The organism is Phytomonospora endophytica, assembly GCF_014202425.1.
In the GTDB taxonomy this organism is placed as follows: domain Bacteria; phylum Actinomycetota; class Actinomycetes; order Mycobacteriales; family Micromonosporaceae; genus Phytomonospora; species Phytomonospora endophytica.
Map to the genome: position 1 here is coordinate 429,886 of NZ_JACHGT010000002.1, position 19,202 is coordinate 449,087.

Annotated in this window: 17 protein-coding genes and 2 pseudogenes; 5 read left to right on the top strand and 14 right to left on the bottom strand. The window is 70.3% G+C overall.

Annotated elements, in window-relative coordinates; all coding sequences use genetic code 11:
- Positions 1-263: 263 nt before the first annotated feature.
- Positions 264-494 (top strand): annotated as a pseudogene (locus HNR73_RS39500) (YbjQ family protein); the annotation flags it as partial.
- Here the strand turns inward: HNR73_RS39500 and narI are convergent.
- The 4 genes and pseudogenes from narI to HNR73_RS05285 all read right to left on the bottom strand — a co-directional run bounded on the left by narI (position 478) and on the right by HNR73_RS05285 (position 7,299).
- A pseudogene (gene narI, locus HNR73_RS39505) lies at positions 478-1,292 on the bottom strand (respiratory nitrate reductase subunit gamma). The pseudogenes HNR73_RS39500 and narI overlap by 17 nt on opposite strands.
- Positions 1,289-1,918, bottom strand: a complete 630-nt coding sequence (gene narJ / locus HNR73_RS05275) for a nitrate reductase molybdenum cofactor assembly chaperone (protein WP_184786116.1) — start codon at positions 1,916-1,918, stop codon at positions 1,289-1,291. Before narJ ends, narI begins: the two are co-directional and overlap by 4 nt.
- Positions 1,915-3,597 carry a nitrate reductase subunit beta gene (gene narH, locus HNR73_RS05280; protein WP_184786117.1) on the bottom strand — a complete coding sequence of 561 codons (1,683 nt, stop codon included), beginning with the start codon at positions 3,595-3,597 and terminating at the stop codon, positions 1,915-1,917. Before narH ends, narJ begins: the two co-directional genes overlap by 4 nt.
- Positions 3,598-3,612: 15 nt before the next feature.
- Entirely contained in the window at positions 3,613-7,299 is a 3,687-nt protein-coding gene (locus HNR73_RS05285; RefSeq protein ID WP_184786118.1) for a nitrate reductase subunit alpha, read from the bottom strand.
- Between the two features lie 202 nt (positions 7,300-7,501).
- On the opposite strand from HNR73_RS05285, the gene HNR73_RS05290 reads away from it, so the two are divergent.
- Both HNR73_RS05290 and HNR73_RS05295 read left to right on the top strand, forming a co-directional pair.
- Positions 7,502-8,659, top strand: coding sequence for an MFS transporter (locus tag HNR73_RS05290; protein ID WP_184786333.1), 1,158 nt, complete (start codon positions 7,502-7,504; stop codon positions 8,657-8,659).
- A 62-nt stretch (positions 8,660-8,721) separates the two neighbouring features.
- Positions 8,722-9,066 carry a hypothetical protein gene (locus HNR73_RS05295; RefSeq protein WP_184786119.1) on the top strand — a complete coding sequence of 115 codons (345 nt, stop codon included), beginning with the start codon at positions 8,722-8,724 and terminating at the stop codon, positions 9,064-9,066.
- Here HNR73_RS05295 and HNR73_RS05300 read toward each other — a convergent pair.
- Positions 9,059-9,349 carry a hypothetical protein gene (locus tag HNR73_RS05300; protein WP_184786120.1) on the bottom strand — a complete coding sequence of 97 codons (291 nt, stop codon included), beginning with the start codon at positions 9,347-9,349 and terminating at the stop codon, positions 9,059-9,061. The genes HNR73_RS05295 and HNR73_RS05300 overlap by 8 nt on opposite strands.
- Here HNR73_RS05300 and HNR73_RS05305 point away from each other — a divergent pair.
- Positions 9,252-11,027 (top strand): tetratricopeptide repeat protein, encoded by a 1,776-nt coding sequence (locus HNR73_RS05305; RefSeq protein ID WP_505862679.1) that lies wholly within the window; start codon positions 9,252-9,254, stop codon positions 11,025-11,027. The two genes, HNR73_RS05300 and HNR73_RS05305, sit on opposite strands and share 98 nt — an antisense overlap.
- Before the next feature lies 1 nt (position 11,028).
- On the opposite strand, the gene HNR73_RS05310 is transcribed toward HNR73_RS05305, so the two are convergent.
- From HNR73_RS05310 to fdxA, 3 genes are all read right to left on the bottom strand, one after another.
- Entirely contained in the window at positions 11,029-11,493 is a 465-nt protein-coding gene (locus HNR73_RS05310; protein ID WP_239122032.1) for a mycothiol transferase, read from the bottom strand.
- Positions 11,494-11,578: 85 nt separating this feature from the next.
- Positions 11,579-12,664: a succinyldiaminopimelate transaminase gene (gene dapC / locus HNR73_RS05315; RefSeq protein ID WP_221330721.1), complete on the bottom strand. Its 1,086-nt coding sequence runs from the start codon at positions 12,662-12,664 to the stop codon at positions 11,579-11,581.
- A gap of 3 nt (positions 12,665-12,667) precedes the next feature.
- Positions 12,668-12,997, bottom strand: a complete 330-nt coding sequence (gene fdxA / locus HNR73_RS05320; RefSeq protein ID WP_184786123.1) for a ferredoxin — start codon at positions 12,995-12,997, stop codon at positions 12,668-12,670.
- A gap of 88 nt (positions 12,998-13,085) precedes the next feature.
- Here fdxA and HNR73_RS05325 point away from each other — a divergent pair, with 88 nt between their 5' ends.
- Positions 13,086-14,036, top strand: coding sequence for a GNAT family N-acetyltransferase (locus HNR73_RS05325; RefSeq protein WP_184786124.1), 951 nt, complete (start codon positions 13,086-13,088; stop codon positions 14,034-14,036).
- On the opposite strand, the gene HNR73_RS05330 is transcribed toward HNR73_RS05325, so the two are convergent.
- The 6 genes from HNR73_RS05330 to HNR73_RS05355 all read right to left on the bottom strand — a co-directional run bounded on the left by HNR73_RS05330 (position 14,023) and on the right by HNR73_RS05355 (position 19,161).
- Positions 14,023-14,493 (bottom strand): hypothetical protein, encoded by a 471-nt coding sequence (locus tag HNR73_RS05330; protein ID WP_184786125.1) that lies wholly within the window; start codon positions 14,491-14,493, stop codon positions 14,023-14,025. The genes HNR73_RS05325 and HNR73_RS05330 overlap by 14 nt on opposite strands.
- A gap of 50 nt (positions 14,494-14,543) precedes the next feature.
- The gene (locus HNR73_RS05335) at positions 14,544-14,990 is read right to left on the bottom strand and encodes a hypothetical protein (RefSeq protein ID WP_184786126.1); all 447 of its coding nucleotides are present in this window, start codon (positions 14,988-14,990) and stop codon (positions 14,544-14,546) included.
- A 135-nt stretch (positions 14,991-15,125) separates the two neighbouring features.
- Entirely contained in the window at positions 15,126-16,004 is an 879-nt protein-coding gene (gene mshB, locus HNR73_RS05340; protein WP_184786127.1) for an N-acetyl-1-D-myo-inositol-2-amino-2-deoxy-alpha-D-glucopyranoside deacetylase, read from the bottom strand.
- A 79-nt stretch (positions 16,005-16,083) separates the two neighbouring features.
- On the bottom strand, positions 16,084-17,109 hold the full coding sequence (locus HNR73_RS05345; RefSeq protein ID WP_184786128.1) for an ABC transporter ATP-binding protein: 1,026 nt from the start codon (positions 17,107-17,109) through the stop codon (positions 16,084-16,086).
- On the bottom strand, positions 17,109-18,158 hold the full coding sequence (locus tag HNR73_RS05350; protein WP_184786129.1) for an ABC transporter ATP-binding protein: 1,050 nt from the start codon (positions 18,156-18,158) through the stop codon (positions 17,109-17,111). The genes HNR73_RS05345 and HNR73_RS05350 overlap by 1 nt, the downstream gene beginning before the upstream one ends.
- Before the next feature lie 13 nt (positions 18,159-18,171).
- Positions 18,172-19,161, bottom strand: a complete 990-nt coding sequence (locus HNR73_RS05355; RefSeq protein ID WP_184786130.1) for an ABC transporter permease — start codon at positions 19,159-19,161, stop codon at positions 18,172-18,174.
- Between the last annotated feature and the right edge of the window lie 41 nt (positions 19,162-19,202).

A 19,202-nucleotide genomic window follows, 5' to 3' on the forward strand; every position in this document is an offset into this window, starting at 1 on the left:
CGACGCCCTCGATGACGGCCCACCGCCCGGCGACGCCTCACCGCGAGGAACGAGCGTGAAACCGTCGAGCGCGCACGGGCGAATCGCTTCCGGCGTCAGCGCCGGCGACCGAGCGCGCGGCCCGACCCCGACATCCCCCGAGAACCCCCGCCGCGCGGCGCGGGCGCGCTAGCGTCGAGTGCACATTCCACATTGGGGGACACATGGGCGTTGAGGAGTACAGCGGCGGCGTGGACGCGTCGTCGGGGATGCTGGTCGTGACGATGAACGACATCCCCGGCCACCGGGTCGACCGTGTCATCGGCGAGGTCTTCGGCCTGACCGTGCGGTCACGACACGTCGGCAGCCAGATCGGCGCCGGACTGAAGTCCCTCGTCGGCGGCGAACTCAAGGGCCTGTCGAAGACCCTCGTGGAGTCCCGGAACCAGGCGATGGAACGCCTCATCGAGCAGGCGCGCTCGCGCGGCGCCAACGCGATCATCGCGATGCGCTACGACGTGACCGAGGCCGAGACGGGCGCCGAGGTGTGCGCGTACGGGACGGCCGTGGTGGTGTCGCCGGTGGGTTAACTCCCACCCCCGCCGCACCGGCCGCGCGCTCGCGCCCGGCCGGGCGTCGCGGGAGCGGTAGACCACGTACGGCCGGAACAGGTACGCCACCGGTGCGGTGAACGCGTGCACCAGTCGTGTGAACGGCCAGATCGCGAACAGCGCCATCCCGATCAGGGTGTGCACGTGGAACGCCGGCCCCGCCTCGGCCATGACCGTCACCTCCGGCTGGAGCACGAACAGCGAACGGAACCACGGCGACACCGTCTCGCGGTAGTTGCCCTGGCTGTCGCCCGCGGCGCCGAGGAGGGTCGTGGCGAGTCCCGCGAGGAGCGCCGCCACCAGGACCACGTACATGCCCTTGTCGTTCCACGTCGTCGCCCGGAACACCGGCCCGGTCGTGCGCCTGCGGTAGACCAGGATCGCGACGCCGGCGAGTGTGCAGACGCCCGCGACGCCGCCCAGGGCCAGGGCCTGGACGTGGTAGGCGTGCTCGCTCAGCCCCATCGAGTCCGTGAGGCCCTGCGGGATCACCAGCCCGATGACGTGCCCGACGATCACGACGAGCAGCCCGAAGTGGAACAGCGGGCTCCCGATCCGCAGCAGCCGCGACTCGTAGAGCTCCGAGGACCGCGTCGTCCAGCCGAACTTGTCGTAGCGATACCGCCAGATCGTCCCGCCGACGAGGACCGCCACGACCACGTACGGCGCGATCCCCCACAGCAGCACGTCCACGGCGTTCACCGCCCGGCCCCCGCCGCGTACGGCAGCAACTCCAGCCCGACCTGCTCACGCGGCGGCCCGCCCCGGGCGAGCGCCTTGGCGGCCTCGACGTCGGCGGGCGAGGCGCCCGGCAGCAGCGCGCAGACGGCCTCGACGGGGGCCGCGTAGAAGGTCTTCGCCTCCAGCAGCGCCAGGCGGAGCAGTTCCAGTCCGGGCCGGTGCTCCTGGAGCAGTTCGAGTCCGGTGGCGAGGTCGACGGTCGCGGCGAATTCGAGCACGGCGGGCAGGAAGTCGGGGAGTTCGGCGTGGTCGAAGTCGGCGCCCGCCCGCCGGTAGCGCTCTTTCAGCCCGGCGAGCGCGCTGCCGCGCCGTCGGGTCTCACCGTCGCTCCACCAGGTCAGGTACAGGCAGCAGCGTTTGCGGGTGTCGAAGAGTTCGACGTAGTGGCGGGCGAGTTCGCCGGGTTCGGTCGCGCCGGCGCGGTCCAGGAAGTGCCCCAGCCGCTCCCGTGCGGGCGACGGCGGCAGCGCGTCGACCGCCTCGGCCGCGACGGGCAGCTGCGCCAGCAGGGCCGCGTCGGGGTACTGGAGGCACATGGAGGCGGCCTGGAGCGCGACGGCCTGGGCTCGCGCGGAGACGGTGGTCATGCCGTGGGCTCCTCTTCCTTCGCCGTGCCCTTGGGCTCGGGGAACAGTCCGTCGGGACGGCCGCGGCCGTCCCAGTTGAGCAGGTTGATCCGCCCGGCGTTGGGCCCGGTCGCGGCGATGTCCTCGCTCGACTGGCGGTCGCGCAGAGCGTGGAAGGTCTCGACCGACACCGGCGCCGGGCGGCCCGAGCCTTCACCGAAGGGCCCGCTGCCGCCCATGCCGGGCCCGCCTTCGACGTCGAGGCTGCACCCGAGTTCCTCCAGTTTCGAGGCGTCGCCGGCGAAGGCGGTCGGGATGACGTAGCGCTCCTCGTACTTGGCGATCGCGAGTAGCCGGTACAGCTCGACCAGTCCCCCGCCGGTCATGCCGACGGCCGTCGCGAGGGACTCGTCGCGTGGGCGGCCGAGGTTGACGTCGCGCATGTAGGAGCGCATCGCGGCGAGTTTGCGGAGCACGAGCGTGACGGGTGCGGTGTCGCCGGCGGTGAACAGCTCGGCGAGGTACTCCACCGGGATGCGCAGGGTCTCGATGGCGCCGAAGAGGTTCTCGCCGGACTCGCCGTCGTGCCCGGTCTCGGTGAGGCGGTCGACGACCGGCGACAGCGGCGGGACGTACCAGACCATCGGCAGCGTCCGGAACTCCGGATGCAGCGGCAGCGCGACCCGGTGGACCTTCGCCAGGGCGTAGACGGGCGAGCGCACGGCGGCCTCCAGCCAGTCGTCGGCGATGCCGTCGCGGCGGGCGGCGGCCTGGACGGCCGGGTCGGCGGGGTCGAGGAGGATGTCGAGTTGCGCCTCGTAGAGGTCCTTCTCGTCGGCGGAGGCGGCCTCGGTGACGCGGTCGGCGTCGTAGAGGAACAGGCCGATGTAGCGCAGGCGGCCGACGCAGGTCTCGCTGCACACCGTGGGCAGGCCGACCTCGACGCGCGGGTAGCAGAAGGTGCACTTCTCGGCCTTGCCGGTGCGGTGGTTGAAGTAGACCTTCTTGTAGGGGCAGCCGGTGACGCACATGCGCCAGCCGCGGCACTGGTCCTGGTCGACGAGGACGATGCCGTCCTCGGCGCGCTTGTACATCGCCCCCGACGGGCATGAGGCGACGCAGGACGGGTTGAGGCAGTGCTCGCAGATGCGCGGCAGGAAGAACATGAAGGCCTGCTCGTAGGCGAAGCGGACCTTGTCCTGCGACTCCTTCCGCAGCCGTTCGACGATCGGGTCGCGCGGGCCGTGCTCGGGGGCGCCGCCGAGGTCGTCGTCCCAGTTGGCGCTCCACTCGACGTCCATGGGTTCGCCGGTGAGCAGCGACTGGGGCCGCGCGACGGGGAAGTCGTCGCCGAGGGGCGCGCTGGTGAGCGTGTCGTAGTCGTAGGTCCAGGGTTCGTAGTAGTCGCGGATGTTGGGCAGGACGGGGTTGGCGAAGATGCTGAAGAGTTTGCGCAGCCGTCCCCCGGCCTTCAGACGGAGCCGGCCGCGCTTGTCGCGGACCCACCCGCCCTTCCACTTCTCCTGGTCCTGGTATCGGCGCGGGTACCCCTGTCCGGGCCGGGTCTCGACGTTGTTGAACCACACGTACTCGACGCCGCCCCGGTTGGTCCACGCCTGCTTGCACGTGACCGAGCAGGTGTGGCAGCCGATGCACTTGTCGAGGTTCATGACCATGCCCATCTGGGCCATCACGCGCATCGCTTCTCCCTAGGCCTAGTACCGGACGTGCTGGTCGGAGCGGCGCCTGATGACCGTGACCTCGTCGCGCTGGTTGCCGGTCGGGCCGAGGTAGTTGAAGGCGAAGGACAGTTGCCCGTAGCCGCCGATCAGGTGCGTGGGTTTGACGAGGATCCGGGTCAGCGAGTTGTGGATCCCGCCCCGGCGGCCGGTCGTCTCCGACTTCGGGACGTTCACGACGCGCTCCTGGGCGTGGTAGACGAAGGCCGTGCCGCGCGGCATCCGGTGCGTGACGGTCGCGCGCAGGGACATGACGCCGTTGCGGTTGACCATCTCGACCCAGTCGTTGTCGGCGACGCCGATGGCGGTGGCGTCGGGCTCGCTCATCCACACCACCGGCCCGCCGCGCGACAGTGACAGCATGAGCAGGTTGTCCTGGTATTCGGAGTGGATCGACCATTTCGAGTGCGGGGTCAGGTACCGCACGGTCACCGAGGCGCCGTCGACGCCGAGCTCGGGCTCCCCGAACAGCCGCTGCATGTTCAGGGGCGCCCGGTAGACGGGGAGGGTCTCGCCCATCTCGTGCATCCAGTCGTGGTCGAGCAGGAAGTGCATGCGGCCGGTGAGCGTGTGCCACGGCTTGAGGCGCTCGACGTTGACGGTGAAGGGCGCGTACCGGCGGCCGCCCGTCTCACTGCCCGACCATTCCGGGCTGGTGATGACCGGGACCGGGCGCGCCTGGGTGTCGGCGAAGGAGATCCGCTTCTCCTCGCTGCCTTCGGCGAGGTCGGCCAGGCGCACGCCGGTACGGCGCTCCAGCTCCTTGAAGCCCTGGACGGCCAGGCGGCCGTTCGTGGTCGCCGACAGCGACAGGATCGTCTCGGCCATCTTGGCGTCGGTGTCGATCGCCGGTCGGCCCTCGGCGGCGCCGGAGTCCATGACGCCGTTGACGGCGGCGAGGTGCTCGACCTCCTCGTCGGGCCGGTAGGTGACGGCCTTGGTGGTGACGCCGAGGGTGTCCACGAGCGGCCCGAGCGCGGCCATCTTGTCGGCGACGGCGCCGTAGTCGCGTTCGACGACCACGAAGTTCGGCATGGTCTTGCCGGGAACGGGTTCGACCTCCCCGGTCCGCCAGTCGCGGACGGTCCCGCCCGGCTGGGCGGTCTCGCCGGGCGTGTCGTGCTGGAGCGGGACGGCGACGACGTCGCGGCGGACGCCGAGCCTCGGACCGGCGAGCTCGGAGAAGCGGCGGGCGACGGCGTGGAAGGCGTCGAAGTCGGTGCGCGACTCGAAGGGCGGGTCGATGGCGGGGTTGAAGGCGTGCACGAAGGGGTGCATGTCGGTGGTGTTGAGGTCGTGCTTCTCGTACCAGGTCGCCGCCGGGAGCACGACGTCCGACAGGAGCGTGGAGCTGGTCATCCGGAAGTCCAGCGACAGCAGCAGGTCGAGTTTCCCGCGTGGCGGCTCCTCCCCGCGCCATGCGACGTCGCGCGGCCGGCGGTCGGGCGGGGTCTGTTCGGCCAGGAGGTTGTCGTGCGTGCCGAGCAGGTGTTTGAGGAAGTACTCGTCGCCCTTGGCCGAGGAACCCAGCAGGTTCGCGCGCCACAGGGTCAGGCAGCGCGGCCAGTTCTCCGGCGCGTCGGGGTCCTCGACGGCGAAGCGCAGGCGCCCGGCGGCGAGCTCACCGGCGACGTGGCCCGCGACGTCGCCGTCCCCGGCCTCGTCGGCGAGGTCGAGCGGGTTGCGGTCGAACTGCGGGTAGGACGGCATCCAGCCCAGCCGTGCCGACAGCGCCACCGTGTCCATCGTGTGCATGCCCGCGAAGGCGCCCGTGCCCAGCGGGGAGGCGAGCGCGTCGGCGCGGTAGCCGTCGTAGCGCCACTGGTCGGTGTGGGTGTACCAGTAGGCGGTGCCGATCATCTGGCGCGGCGGGCGCTGCCAGTCGGTGGCCATCGCCATCGTCGCCCAGCCGGTGACCGGGCGGCATTTCTCCTGGCCGACGTAGTGTGCCCAGCCGCCGCCGTTGCGGCCCATGGAGCCGGTGAGCATGAGCAGGGCGAGGACGGCGCGGTAGGTGGCGTCGCCGTGGAACCACTGGCAGATCCCGGCGCCCATGACGATCATCGTGCGGCCGCCGGACTCCTCGGCGTTGGCGGCCATCTCGCGGGCGACCTTGGCGACCTGCGCGGCCGGGACGGAGGTGATCGCCTCCTGCCAGGCGGGAGTGCAGGGCTCGGAGGTGTCGTCGTAGCCGGTGGGCCAGCTGCCGGGCAGGCCTTCGCGGGCGACGCCGTACTGGGCGAGCATGAGGTCGAAGACGGTCGTGACGGGTTTCCCGGCGACGGTCTTCACCGGGACACCGCGACGCAGGACGCCGCCGGTGCCGTCGGGGGCGTCGAAGCGCGGGAGGAGGACCTCGGCGGTGCCTTCGCCGTGCTCTCCGGCGAGGCTCAGCAGCGGCTCGACCTCGCCGAGGTCGAGGTTCCAGCGGCCTTCACCGCTCTCGGTGTACCGGAACCCGAGCGAGCCGTTGGGGACGACGGCCTCGCCGGTGAGCCCGTCGAGGAGGACCGGCTTCCAGGCCGCGCCCTCGCCCGTGTCGCCGAGTTCGGCGGCGGTGAGGAACTTGCCGGGCACGTGCGCGCCGTCGCGCTCCTCCAGGGTGATCAGGAACGGCAGGTCGGTGTAGCGGCGGACGTAGTCGGTGAAGAACGGGACCCGCCTGTCGACGAAGAACTCCTTGAGCACGACGTGGCCCATCGCCATGGCCATGGCGCCGTCGGTGCCGGGCTGGGCGGGGAGCCAGGTGTCGGCGAACTTGGTGTTGTCGGCGTAGTCGGGCGAGACGACCACGACCTTCTGGCCCTTGTAGCGGGCCTCGGCCATCCAGTGCGCGTCGGGCGTGCGCGTGACCGGTACGTTCGAGCCCCACATGACCAGGTAGGAGGCGTTCCACCAGTCCCCCGACTCGGGCACGTCGGTCTGGTCGCCGAAGACCTGCGGGGAGGCGACGGGCAGGTCGGCGTACCAGTCGTAGAAGGAGGTCATGGCGCCGCCGACGAGCTCGATGAAGCGGGAGCCGACGGCGTGGCTGACCATCGACATCGCCGGGATCGGCGAGAAACCGGCGATGCGGTCGGGGCCGTAGGCGTCGATGGTGTGGACGTGCGCGGCGGCGACGATCTCGACGGCCTCGTCCCAGGAGACGCGCACGTGGCCGCCCTTGCCGCGTGCCGACTGGTAGCGGCGGCGCTTGTCGGGGTCGCCGGTGATCTCCGCCCAGGCCGCCACGGGGTCGCCGCCGAGACGGGCCTTGGCCTCGCGGTACATGTCGACGAGGACACCGCGGGCGTACGGGTAGCGCACGCGCGTCGGCGAGTAGGTGTACCAGGAGAAGGCGGCACCGCGCGGGCAGCCGCGCGGTTCGTACTCCGGGGAGTCGGCGCCGACCGACGGGTAGTCGGTCTGCTGCGTCTCCCAGGTGATGATCCCGTCCTTGACGTAGACCTTCCAGGAGCACGAGCCGGTGCAGTTGACGCCGTGGGTGGAGCGGACGACCTTGTCGTGGCTCCAGCGGTCGCGGTAGAAGACGTCGCCCTCGCGGCCGCCTTCACGGAAGACGGCCCGGCCGTCGGCCGACTCCTCCCGGCGCGTGAAGAACCGGCCGAGGCGCAGCAGGGCCTCGGCGGCGGGGCCGTCGGTGCCGGGGTCTCGCGGTCCCATCCGGTGTCCTCTCGTCAGGGGCACGGGACGGACCATGATGTCCAAAGTGCCGGATTTGCCGCCCCGCATCCTGTACTACCAGAGAGGAGGCGCCCGCACGCCGCTTTCGTCGCCGGGACCGACCGAGGAGGCACACGTGACCGCAGACGCAGGCAAGGCGACCGGCTCGCCCGCCGTGGCGCTCGAACACCACGCCGGGGCCATGCTGACGATGGCCACCGTCGGATTCGCGGTGACCTTCTGGGCCTGGGCGCTGCTCTCGCCGCTGGGTGCGGCCCTGACCGAGCGGCTCGGACTGAGCTCCTTCGAGCAGTCCCTCGTGGTGGCCGTGCCGGTGATCGTCGGCTCGCTGGGGCGGATCCCGGTCGGCGCCCTCACCGACCGGCTCGGGGCCCGGCGGATGTTCCCCGTCGTCGCGCTGCTGACGGTGCTGCCCGTGCTCTACCTCGGGCACGTCGCCGACTCGCTCGCCGAGTTCGTCATCGGCGGGTTCTTCCTCGGCCTGGGCGGGACGACCTTCGCGATCGGCGTGCCCTTCGTGAACTCCTGGTACCCGCCCGAGCGGCGCGGCTTCGCGATCGGCATCTTCGGCGCCGGCATGGGCGGGACGGCGATCTCGTCGTTCACGACCGTCCAGCTGAGCAAGGCCAACGGCTTCGCGTTCCCCTTCGACCTGGTCGCCGTCGTCCTGGTCGTCTACGCCGCCGTCGCCTACCTGACCCTGCGCGACCGCGACGACCGCAAGGTCCCCGCCGGGAGCATGCTCTCCCGGCTCGCGGCGACCCTGCGGATGCCGGTCACGCTGCAGATGTCGTTCCTGTACGCCGTCGCCTTCGGGGGCTTCGTGGCCTTCAGCGTGTACCTGCCGACGTACCTGGTCAACGCCTTCGGGCTCGAACGCTCCGACGCCGCCGTGCGCACCGCCGGCTTCGTCGTGCTGGCCGTGATCATGAGGCCCGTCGGCGGCTGGCTCTCCGACCGCGTCGACCCCGCCAAGATCCTCATCGTCGCCTACACCGTGACGACCGCCCTGGCCGCGATCGTCGCCTTCGAGCCGCCGCTCGTGCCGGTCGGGACGGCGTGCTTCCTGGCCATGGCCGCCTGCCTCGGCGCGGGGATGGGCGCGGTCTTCGCCCTGGTCGCCCGCCTGGTCCCCGCCGACCGGGTCGGGGCGGTGACGGGCGTGGTGGGTGCCGCCGGCGGACTCGGCGGCTTCTTCCCCCCGCTGGTGATGGGCGCGGTGTACAGCGCGACGGGCGGGTACCTCGTGGGGTTCCTGCTCCTGGCGGCGACCGCGGCGGGGGCGGCGGTGTTCACGTGGGGGGTCGCGGCGAAGAGGGGGCGGACGGCCGCGGAGTGAGCACTGTGGACCCCCTTGAAACGGGACGCCATAATTGGCGTTCGGATTCTGAGGGGGACCACGTGACCGGTGGAGAATTGATCATCGCGGCCCTGGTCGCGGGAGCGACGGCGGGGACGACGGACACCGTCGGGAACGTCATCCGCGACTCGTACGCGGCCCTCAAGGGCGCGGTGTCCCGGAAGCTGGCGGAACGCCGCGAGGTGCGCGACGCGCTGGAGGCCGAGGAGGTCGAGCCCGGCGTCTGGCGGGCCGTGCTGGACGGAAGTGGGATCGGCGAGGACGAGGCCGTCGTCGCGCTCGCCCGCAGGGTCCTCGATGCCGCCGGGAAGTACACGGTGGACCTGCGCGAGGCGAAGGGTGTGCAGGTCGGGGACGGGAACACGCAGCACAACACGTTCAGCTGATGGTCGAGTTCAAGGGGACCCAGTTCGGCTCGGGGAACACGCAGCACAACCACTTCGCGGGGCGGCCACCGGTCACCTGGCCGCACCATGTGGGTGTCGTGCCGCCGCGGGCGGCGGGGCGAGTGGAGAGGGAGGTCGAGACCGGCCACGACGCCCGGTGCGTGATCCTGCGCGGGTTGGGCGGGGTGGGGAAGACCCAGTTCGCCGCCGGACTCGCCGCCCAGGCGAGCGCCGACCTGGTGATGTGGGTTCCCGCGACGACACGGGCGAGCATCATCGACATGTACGCCCAGGCCGCCGCCGAGGTCGAGGACCACCCTCATCGAGACCCGTCGGTCGCCGCCCGGCGCTTCCTCGCCTGGCTCGCCGAACCGCATGGGAAGACGTGGCTGGTCGTCCTGGACGACCTCGCCCAGCCGGCCGACCTCGACGGCCTGTGGCCGCCGAACGTCGCTTGGGGACGGACGGTGGTGACGACGCGAAGGCGAGACGCCGCCCTCGACGGCGACGGCAGGACCGCGGTCGACCTCGGTCTGTTCACCCCCGACGAAGCGGCGACCTACCTGCACGAGCGGCTCGGCGCCGATCCGGACGCGGACGCCCTGGCCGCCGACCTGGGCCACCTGCCGCTGGCGCTCGGGCAGGCGGCGGCGTACATGAAGGACAAGCGACTCAGCTGCGGCGAGTACCGGGTGCGGTTCGCCGAACGGCAGCACGGCCTTGACCAGATCCTCCCGGCCGACGGGCATCACCGGGCCCTGCACGCCACATGGTCACTGTCCATCGAAGCGGCCGACGCGATCGAACCGGTGGGAGAGGCGAGCCGGGCGCTCGAACTCGCCAGCCTGCTGGATCCACACGGGATCCCTCTCGAACTCTTCGAGCGTCATGACGCGTTGACCAACCTGCAGCGTTTGAGCCTGGTGCGTCTCGGCGAGGACATGGTCCATGTACATCAGCTCGTGCAACGGACGGTTCGAGAAGGTCTCGACCCGGCTCAGGAGACCATCCTCGCGAAAAAGGCCGCCCAGAGTCTCCATCGCATGTGGCCCGAGCCGCACACGGAGCCGGAGCTGTGTCGCAGGCTAAGAGCCAGCGTCGACAGTCTGTGGCAGAGCGTCGGAGACGTGCTTCTTCACCCCGCCACCGCACGCGTCCTTCTCTACTCCGCGCAAAGTCTCCTCGCGATCCACCAGTTCGATGACGCCTACACGGCCTATCTCCGAATCCGGGACAGATGCACGGACGCCTACGGTCCCCACGTACCCCCGGTGCTCTTGGCCCGTGCCGGGCTGGCATCGATCCAAGGCCTGCGCGGCGAAGTCGAAGAGGCCGTGGAAGCTTACGACCGCCTTCTTGACGAGTGCCGCGAATTTCTCGGACCCGCTGACGCGATCACGTTGGCCGTCGCGGGAAACCGCGCACGCTGGCGAAGTGCCGGGCCCAGCGCCGAAGGCGAGATCGGCCATCTGGAGGCGGTGGTCCGCGACTGCGTCGAGCGACTGGGGCCTGATCACGAATACTCTCTCAAGGCACGCTCGAACCTCATCTCGGCACGTCGAGACGCCGGAGACCTGGTGCGGGCACACGTCGAGTTCGACGAGCTCTACCGCGACCGGCTCAGTCTCCTGGGCCCGGACCATCCCGACACGCTCATCACCCGGAACAACCTGGCTCAACTGGTGGGCAAGCTCGGTGATCCTCTCGGCGCGCTGACCGCGCACAGCGCGATACTCCGCGATCGTCTGCGCGTACTGGGTCCAGAGCATCCGCATACGTTCGTGTCGAGAAGCAACATCGCGGAATGGAAAGGAGCGGCGGGAAACCCGGTCGCTGCGGCACGAGACTACGAGGAGATGGCCCGCAACGCCAGCCGTGTCTTCGGCGCCGATCACCAGCTGTCGAAGGAGGCGCAAGAACGCTCCGCCCTCTGGCACGCCGCCGCCGCCGAGCGGCCCTGACCTACAACCCGATCGCCCCGTCCACCCGCTCCCGCAGCAAGTCCGCGTGCCCGTTGTGCCGCGCGTACTCCTCGACCATGTGGGCGAGCACCCACCGCAGCGACAGTGTCCCGCGCCAGCCGTCGACGCCCTCCACGTCCAGCGAGGCGGCGGTGGCGGTGAAGGCCTCCGCGAACTCCACCTCCGCCCGCCAGGCGGCCCAGGCGGCCTCAACCACGCCCGCGTCCCCCACGGCGCCATCGAAGTCGCCGTCGGGGTCGTCCGGGGAGGAGAACAGCGGCGGTGCGTCCTCGGCGGCCATGTCGGCGCGGAACCAGCGGCGTTCGACGTCGGTGAGGTGGCGGAGCAGTCCCAGCAGGGACAGCGTCGAGGGTGGGACGGCTCGGGTGGCGAGTTGTTCGGGCGACAGTCCCGCGCACTTCAGTGCGAAGGTGCGGCGCTGGGCGTCGAGGAGCGCCACCAGCATCGTGCGCTCGTCGGCGTTGGCCGGGGTGGCGAAGCGCGACTCGTCCTCGCCCGTGGCGAGTTGTCCGCGGCGGGGCATGGCGTCGTCAGCTCGTGAGGCGCTCGGCGGCGGCCTTCACGCGTTCGTCGGTCGCGGTGAGGGCGACGCGCACGTGGCGGCCGCCGTCGGGGCCGTAGAACTCGCCCGGCGCCACGAGAACGCCCAGGGCGGCGAACTCGGCGACGGTCGTCCAGCAGTCCTCATCGCGGGTCGCCCACAGGTAGAGCCCGGCTTCGGAGTGGTCGACGCGCATCCCGCGCGACAGCAGCGCGCCGTGCAGGATCTCGCGGCGGCCCTCGTAGAGCGAGCGCTGCGCCAGCGCGTGCGACTCGTCGCCGAGAGCGGCGGTCATCGCGGCCTGAACGGGCGCGGGGACGATCATGCCGGTGTGCTTGCGGGCCTCCAGCAGTGCGGCGACCAGCTTCGGATCGCCGCCGAGGAAACCGGCGCGGTATCCGGCGAGGTTCGAGCGCTTCGACAGCGAGTGCACCGACAGCACACCCGTGTGGTCACCGTCGCAAGTGGACAGCACCGAGACCGGCGAGGCGGCCCAGCCAAGAGTCAGGTAGCACTCGTCGCTGGCGAGCACGGCGCCGCCTGAACGCGCGTAGGCGACCCAGGCGCGCAGTTCGTCCTCAGTGGACACCCGGCCGGTCGGGTTGCTCGGCGAGTTGATCCAGATCAGCGACGGCCGGACCCCGGCGGGGATCTCGTCGGGCGAGTCGGCGAGCAGGGCGGTGGCCCCGGCGACGCGCACGCCGATGTCGTAGGTCGGGTAGGCCAGTCGCGGCAGCACGACCGTGTCACCGGCCCCGACGCCGAGCAGCGTCGGCAGCCAGCCGACGAGCTCCTTCGAACCGATCGTGGGCAGCACCCCGAACTCGCCCGTCGCTCCACAGTGGAGCGTGAGCCAGGCGCGGAGGGCCGCGCGCAGTTCGGGCGTGCCCGCGGTCAGCGGATAGCCGGGAATGTTCGCCGCGCCTTCGAGAGCCTCCCGGATCAGCGGCGGAACCGGGTCGACGGGCGTCCCGACCGACAGGTCCACGATGCCGCCGGGGTGGGCGCGCGCGGTGTCACCGAAGGGTGCCAGCCGGTCCCAGGGAAAGACCGGCAGGCGCTCCGACAGGCTCAAGGATCAGTGCTCGGCGTTCTCTTTGGGCGGCAGGCCGGCCACGAAGGTCGCGTCCTTCTCGATCTTGCCCATCTTGGAGGCACCGCCGGGCGAACCGAGCTCCTCGAAGAACTCGTAGTTCGCGCCGGTGAAGTCGCTCCACTCCTCGGGCACGTCGTCCTCGTAGAAGATGGCCTCCACCGGGCACACCGGCTCGCAGGCACCGCAGTCGACGCACTCGTCGGGGTGGATATACAGCATCCGGTTGCCCTCGTAGATGCAGTCGACGGGGCACTCTTCGATGCACGCCTTGTCGAGCAGGTCAACGCACGGCTCGGCGATGATGTATGTCACGGCCAGTCCTCTCACGTCGGCAGGTAGGTTCGCTGCCGAAAGCCCAGACTAGTGGGTCAACGTCCGCGCGCGAACCGGGAGCCCCATCATGCCCTCACTGACGGCCGAACACGTAGGGGGCCGGGTCGTTATCCGGCTAAATGCCGGGGTGCGCGACGGCCGCGAAAGGCTCACCGACGTCCTCGGCGAGCTCCTGGAGATCAGTGATCGTTCTCTCCTGATCCGCCGTGACGACGGCACCGAACTCAAGATCGACACCGAGGCGGTCGTGGCCGCCAAACCGGTGCCGCCGCGCCCGGTCCGCTACTCGGCCATCGCGCGGCTGGAACGCGTCGCCGCGGCTCACTGGCCGGCCCCCGACACCGCCGAACTCGGCGACTGGATCCTGCGCGCGGCCGACGGCTGGACCTACCGCGCCAACACCGCCCTCGCCGCCGGTGAGCCCGGGATGCCGCTCGACGACGCCGTCGCCGAAGTCGAGGACTGGTACCGGCGGCGCGGGCTGATCCCCGCGTTCAGTGTTCCCCTGCCCTCCGGGCGGCGCTTCGGCGCCGAACTCGAAGAGCGCGGCTGGACCGGCAACTCCCCCACCCACGTGATGACCCGGTCCCTGACCGACTGGACCGCACCCGACCGCCCCGACCTGCCGCCGGTGACGATCGGGCAGGCCCCGAACATGGACTTCCTCAACATGGTCTCGGCCCGGCGCGGATCACTCCCCCAGATCGCGCTGAGCGTCCTCACCGGCGCCCCCCGGACCGGTTTCGCGACCCTGCGCGCCGACGGCGAACTCCTCGCCATCGCGCGCGGAGCCGTCGGCGACGGCTGGCTCGGGCTGTCGCTCGTGGAGGTCGCCGAAGCGGCACGACGGCGCGGACTGGCCACCTACGTCATCGACGCCCTCATCGCCTGGGCCGGCGTCGACCAGGCCTACCTGCAGGTCGAGAGCTTCAACGAAGGCGCGATCGCGCTCTACGAGCGGCTCGGGTTCACCCTCCACCACACCTACGTCAACTACGTGGCGCCTAGCGCTTCCTGACCGGCTTGCCGCGCGAGTAGTACTTCTCGGTGTTCTTCAGCTGGCGGCTGCGGTAGTCGGCGCCGAACAGCGTCAACCCCATCAGGCCGATGAAGACGCCCGCGATCGTGACCGCCCAGAAGGTCAGCAGCGCGACCAGGAAGTCGCCGAGGCCGTTCTCGAAAGGCCCGCGGCCCGCCGCGAGCGGCCCCAGCACGACCGACAGGATCCCGGCGACGACGATCGCCAGGCCCGCCTCGGCGATCATGTTCTGCACCGAACCACGACGGCCCCACCAGACGCCCGCCGCGATCGCGAGGACACCGATCACCCCGACCATGACCAGGCCGAGGTTCGTGTCACCGTCCTCGCTGCTGGAATCGTTGTTGTTCATCAGGAACGCGGCCCCGACGTACACGACGACGAGGGCGGCGGCGAAGACTGCGCTGGGAATCCAGCGCGCGCGGGGATTGCTCACGGCAAATATGTACCCGAGATGAAGCTCACGGCGCAAGCCCTCTGGGGGAATCAGCGGCGCCGGGTCACCACGACGTACGCCGCGACAACCGCCGAGGCCGCGCCCGCCAGGAGCATCGCGTAACCCGGCCAGACGTCGGGGATCACGAGATCGCCGTCGCCCGTGGGACGCGACAGGCCGACGACGACCGCGAACCACACGACACCCGGCAGCAGCGCGGTGATGCGCCAGTTCGTCAGCCACACCGCGAGGATCGTCAGACCCGCGTTGACGATCAGGGCCATCGCCGCGGAGACCGGGAGGAAGACACCGTGAAAGCGCAACGGGACCAGGAAGGACTCGATCACCGCGAAGACCAGGGCGGTGGAACCGACGAGGGCCGCGCCCGAGAGGCGGATCGCCAGCGACAGGGCCGGCGGGGGCGGCGGAGTGCGTGCGGGGAGCTCGGGGGTCGTGCTGGGATCCACGGGGGAAGCCATGGAAGTGTCGGTGCTCACTTGGGGAGGGTAGCTCGGGGGGATGGGAGGGGGGTGTGCGACACGGGGGGCTCCGTGTCGGCACGCCGAGTCCGGACCGCTGCGGGACTCCGTCCCCGGACCCGGGACTTTCGGTCCCGGGCCTTCGGCCCGGGACTAAACGAGACCTGCGAACAGGTCCGTCTCCCACTCCGGTCCGCCTTCCACCGTTCTCGTTCCCGGGCCCCTCTTTCCCGTCGCGAGCGTGTAGTACTCGACTTCCAGGCCCGCCTCGCCCAGTTCCGCCGCCAAGGTGAACATCCAGTCCCCACCGGGGATCTGCGACGCGTGGGCCCGCAGCGCCTCCAGTTTCCGTTCGCCCGTGCCCGTCGCGTTGATCCGCGCGTCGATTTCCTCGTCCTTCGCTCCGAAAGGGAGGTCTTCGACGCGTTCGACTTCCGCGAAGGGGTTCTCCGCCGACTGTTTGAAGTGGTCGAACATCTCCGCCAGATCGCGGCGGGCCACGGTCGTGTAATAGAGCTTGTCGACCGTGTGATCCGCCGACGCCAGCTCGATCGCGCGGACCGTGACACGGTGGGCCTGGATGTGATCCGGGTGGCCGTAGAAGCCGTTCGCGTCATAGGTGACCACCACCTGCGGGCGCACCTCGCGCACGACCTCCGCCAAATGGGCCGCCGCCTCGTCGAGGTCCGCGCTCCAGAACGCGCGCGGGTTGTCGTTCGTCGGCAGGCCCATCATGCCGCTGTCGCGGTAACGGCCCGCCCCGCCCAGCCAGCGGTGGTCCTCGACGCCCAGGGCCGCGCAGGCCGCGTTGAGCTCGGCGATCCGCCAGCCGCCCAGCTGGTCGGCCTGCGCCGCCTCCAGCTGCGCCAGAGCCGGCACATGGATCTCGCCCTCCTCCCCCAGGGTGCACGTCACGAGAGTCACGTGAGTACCCGGATCAGCGGCGTAGAGGGCCATGGTGGCGCCCGTGCCGATGCTCTCGTCGTCGGGATGGGCGTGTACGAAGAGGATTCGTCTGGCCGCGTCAATCACGCTGAGAACATAGCGCGACGGCCCCTCCCGTGGGGTGGGTACGGGAGGGGCCGTCAGGTGCGGGTGGAAAGCCTTCGGTTCAGTAGGTCTCGGGGTAGTGACAGGCCGCCGTGGCGCCCGTCGACGTGGTCACCAGCGGCGGTTCCTCCGTGGCGCACTTCTCCGTCGCCTTCCAGCAGCGCGTACGGAAGCGGCAACCCGACGGCGGGTTGATCGGCGTCGGCACGTCGCCCTCCAGCCGGATCCGGCCCGTCGCCTTGTCGCCGATCTTCGACACGTCCGGAACGGCCGACAACAGGGCCTTCGTGTACGGGTGCGACGGCTTCTCGTAGATCTGGACCCGGTCGCCGACCTCGACGATCTTCCCCAGGTACATCACCGCGATGCGGTCGCAGAAGTGCCGGACCACCGACAGGTCGTGCGCGATGAACACGAAGGACAGGTCCAGCTCGCGCTGCAGCTCCCGGAGCAGGTTGATGACCTGCGCCTGGATCGACACGTCCAGCGCCGAGACCGGCTCGTCGGCGATGATCATCTTCGGGTTCAGGGCGAGCGCGCGGGCGATGCCGATGCGCTGACGCTGACCGCCGGAGAACTCGTGCGGGAAGCGGTTGTAGTGCTCGGGGTTGAGCCCGACCAGTTCCAGCAGTTCCTGGACCCGCTTCTTGACCCCGCCGGGCGGGTTGATCTTGTTGACCTTCAAGGGCATGCCGACGATCGCGCCGACCGTGTGCCGGGGGTTCAGCGAGGAGTACGGGTCCTGGAAGATGATCTGCAGCTCCTGCCGCAGCGAGCGCAGGGAACCACCCTTCAGGTGCGTGATGTCCTTGCCGTCGAAGACGATCTCACCGGCGGTCGGCTTCAGCAGCCGGACCAGCATGCGGCCGGTCGTGGTCTTGCCACAGCCCGACTCGCCGACGAGGCCGAGGGCCTCGCCGCGGCCGACCTCGAACTCCAGCCCGTCGACGGCCCGGACGTTCTGCTTGGTGGCGAGCAGTCCCGCGCGCACCGGGAAGTGCTTGGTCAGCTTGCTGACCTTCATGATCGGCCCGCGGGCGTCGGCCGCCCGCTGTTCGGGAATCGCGGCCGCGTCAGTCTGCGTCATCAGGCGTCCACCTTCTCAATGACCTCATCGCTGATGGTCGCGCGGACGGCCTCGGAGAGGTGGCACGCGACCGTGTGGTTCTTCAGGCCCTGCACCACTTCCAGCTCGGGCCGGATCTTCGCGCAGGGACCGTCGCCGCCGAGCATGGCGTGCGCGCAACGCGGGTGGAAGGCGCAGCCGGAAGGCACGTTGAGCAGACTCGGGGGGTTGCCGGGGATCGGCTTGAGGTCCTCGCTGGCGTCACCGTGCAGGCTGGGCACCGAGTTGAGCAGGCCCCACGTGTACGGGTGGTGCGGCTTGCGCAGCACCTGCTCGACGGTGCCCTTCTCGACCGCGCGGCCGCCGTACATGACCAGCACGTCGTCGGCGATCTGGGTGATCACGCCCAGGTCGTGGGTGATCATGATGATCGCCGAGTTGAACTCCTTCTGCAGATCCCCGAGCAGGTCGAGGATCTGGGCCTGGACGGTCACGTCGAGGGCCGTGGTCGGCTCGTCGGCGATGATCAGGTCCGGGTCGTTGACCAGGGCCATGGCGATCATCGCGCGCTGGCGCATACCACCGGAGAACTCGTGCGGGTACTGCTTCACCCGGCGCTGCGGCTCGGGAATGCCGACCCGGTCGAGCATCTCGACGGCGCGCTTGAGCGCGACCTCCTTGGACACCTTGTGGTGGATCCGGTAGGCCTCGACGATCTGGCGGCCGATCGAGTAGTACGGGTGCAGCGCGGTCAGCGGATCCTGGAAGATCATCGCCATGTCCTTGCCGCGCATCTTCTGCACGGTGGAGTGCGGCGCGGCGACCACGTCGGTGCCACCGACCGAGGCCCGGCCGGTGACCGTGGTGGCGCGCATGTTGTGCAGCCCCAGGAGCGTCAGGCTGGTGACGCTCTTACCGGAACCGGACTCGCCGACGATGCCGAGGGTCTTGCCGCGTTCGACGCTGAACGAGACCCCGTCAACGGCCTTGACGATGCCGTCTTCGGTCTTGAAGTGGACCTTCAGGTCCTCGACCTCTAGGTACGGGGTGCCCGTGGTGACGGTGCTCAACTCTCCAAGCCTCCTAGCTCAGCCGGACACGGGGGTCGATGGCCGCGTACAACATGTCGACGATGAAGGTCCCGAACACCACGAAGGTCGCCGCGATCAGCACGGTCGCCATGACGATCGGCAGGTTGCGGGCCGTGATCGCGTCGAGGCTGAGCTTCCCGAGGCCGTTGAGCCCGAAGATGGACTCGGTCACCACGGCGCCGCCGAGCAGGCCGCCCAGGCCGAGGCCGGCGGACGTCGCCAGCGGAGTCGCCGAGGCGCGCAACGCGTGCCTCCAGAAGACCACCCGGTCCTTGAGGCCCTTGGCCCGTGAGGTCCGGATGAAGTCCTCGTCCAAGGTCTCCAGCATCTGCGAGCGGGAAAGCCTGGCGTCGAAGGCGAAACCGACGATGGCCAGGGTCGCCCAGGGCATTATCATGCCCCCGGCGAAGGCGAGTGGATCGTCGAGCAGCGGCGTGTAGCTGGGTTGCGGCAGGATCTCCAGCTGATATCGGAAGATCAGCAGGAGCATCGGGCCGACGAAGTAGATGGGGAGCGCGCCGCCGATGAGGGTCGCGGCGATGGTGCCGCGGTCGACGGCCGTTCCGCGTTTGCGTGCCGCGATCACGCCCGAGGAGACCGAGATCAGGGTCTGGATGATCCAGGCGCCGATGGCCACCGAGGCGCTGACCGGCAGGGCCCGGGCCACGATCTCCGAGACTTCCTGGTTCTGCGTGTAGGAGTAGCCGAAACAAGGGGCCGAGCAGTCCTTGGCCCAGTCACCCTCACCGAGCGTCCGCCCGGCGAAGATGCCGCCCATGTACTCGACGTACTGCGTCATGATCGGCCGGTCGAGCCCAAGTCCGTCGCGGACCGCCTCGATCTGTGCGGGCTGGCACCGGGTTCCACAGAGGATCCGGGCCGGGTCGGAGGGAGCGGCGAAGAAGAGCATGAAGGTCCCGAAACTGACCACCGTCAGCGTCAAGACGATCAGGAGTAGTCGCCGCACAACAAAACGCAGCATCGGATGAAACCACCTTGGTCGGCGCCGGAGACCCGGCTGTC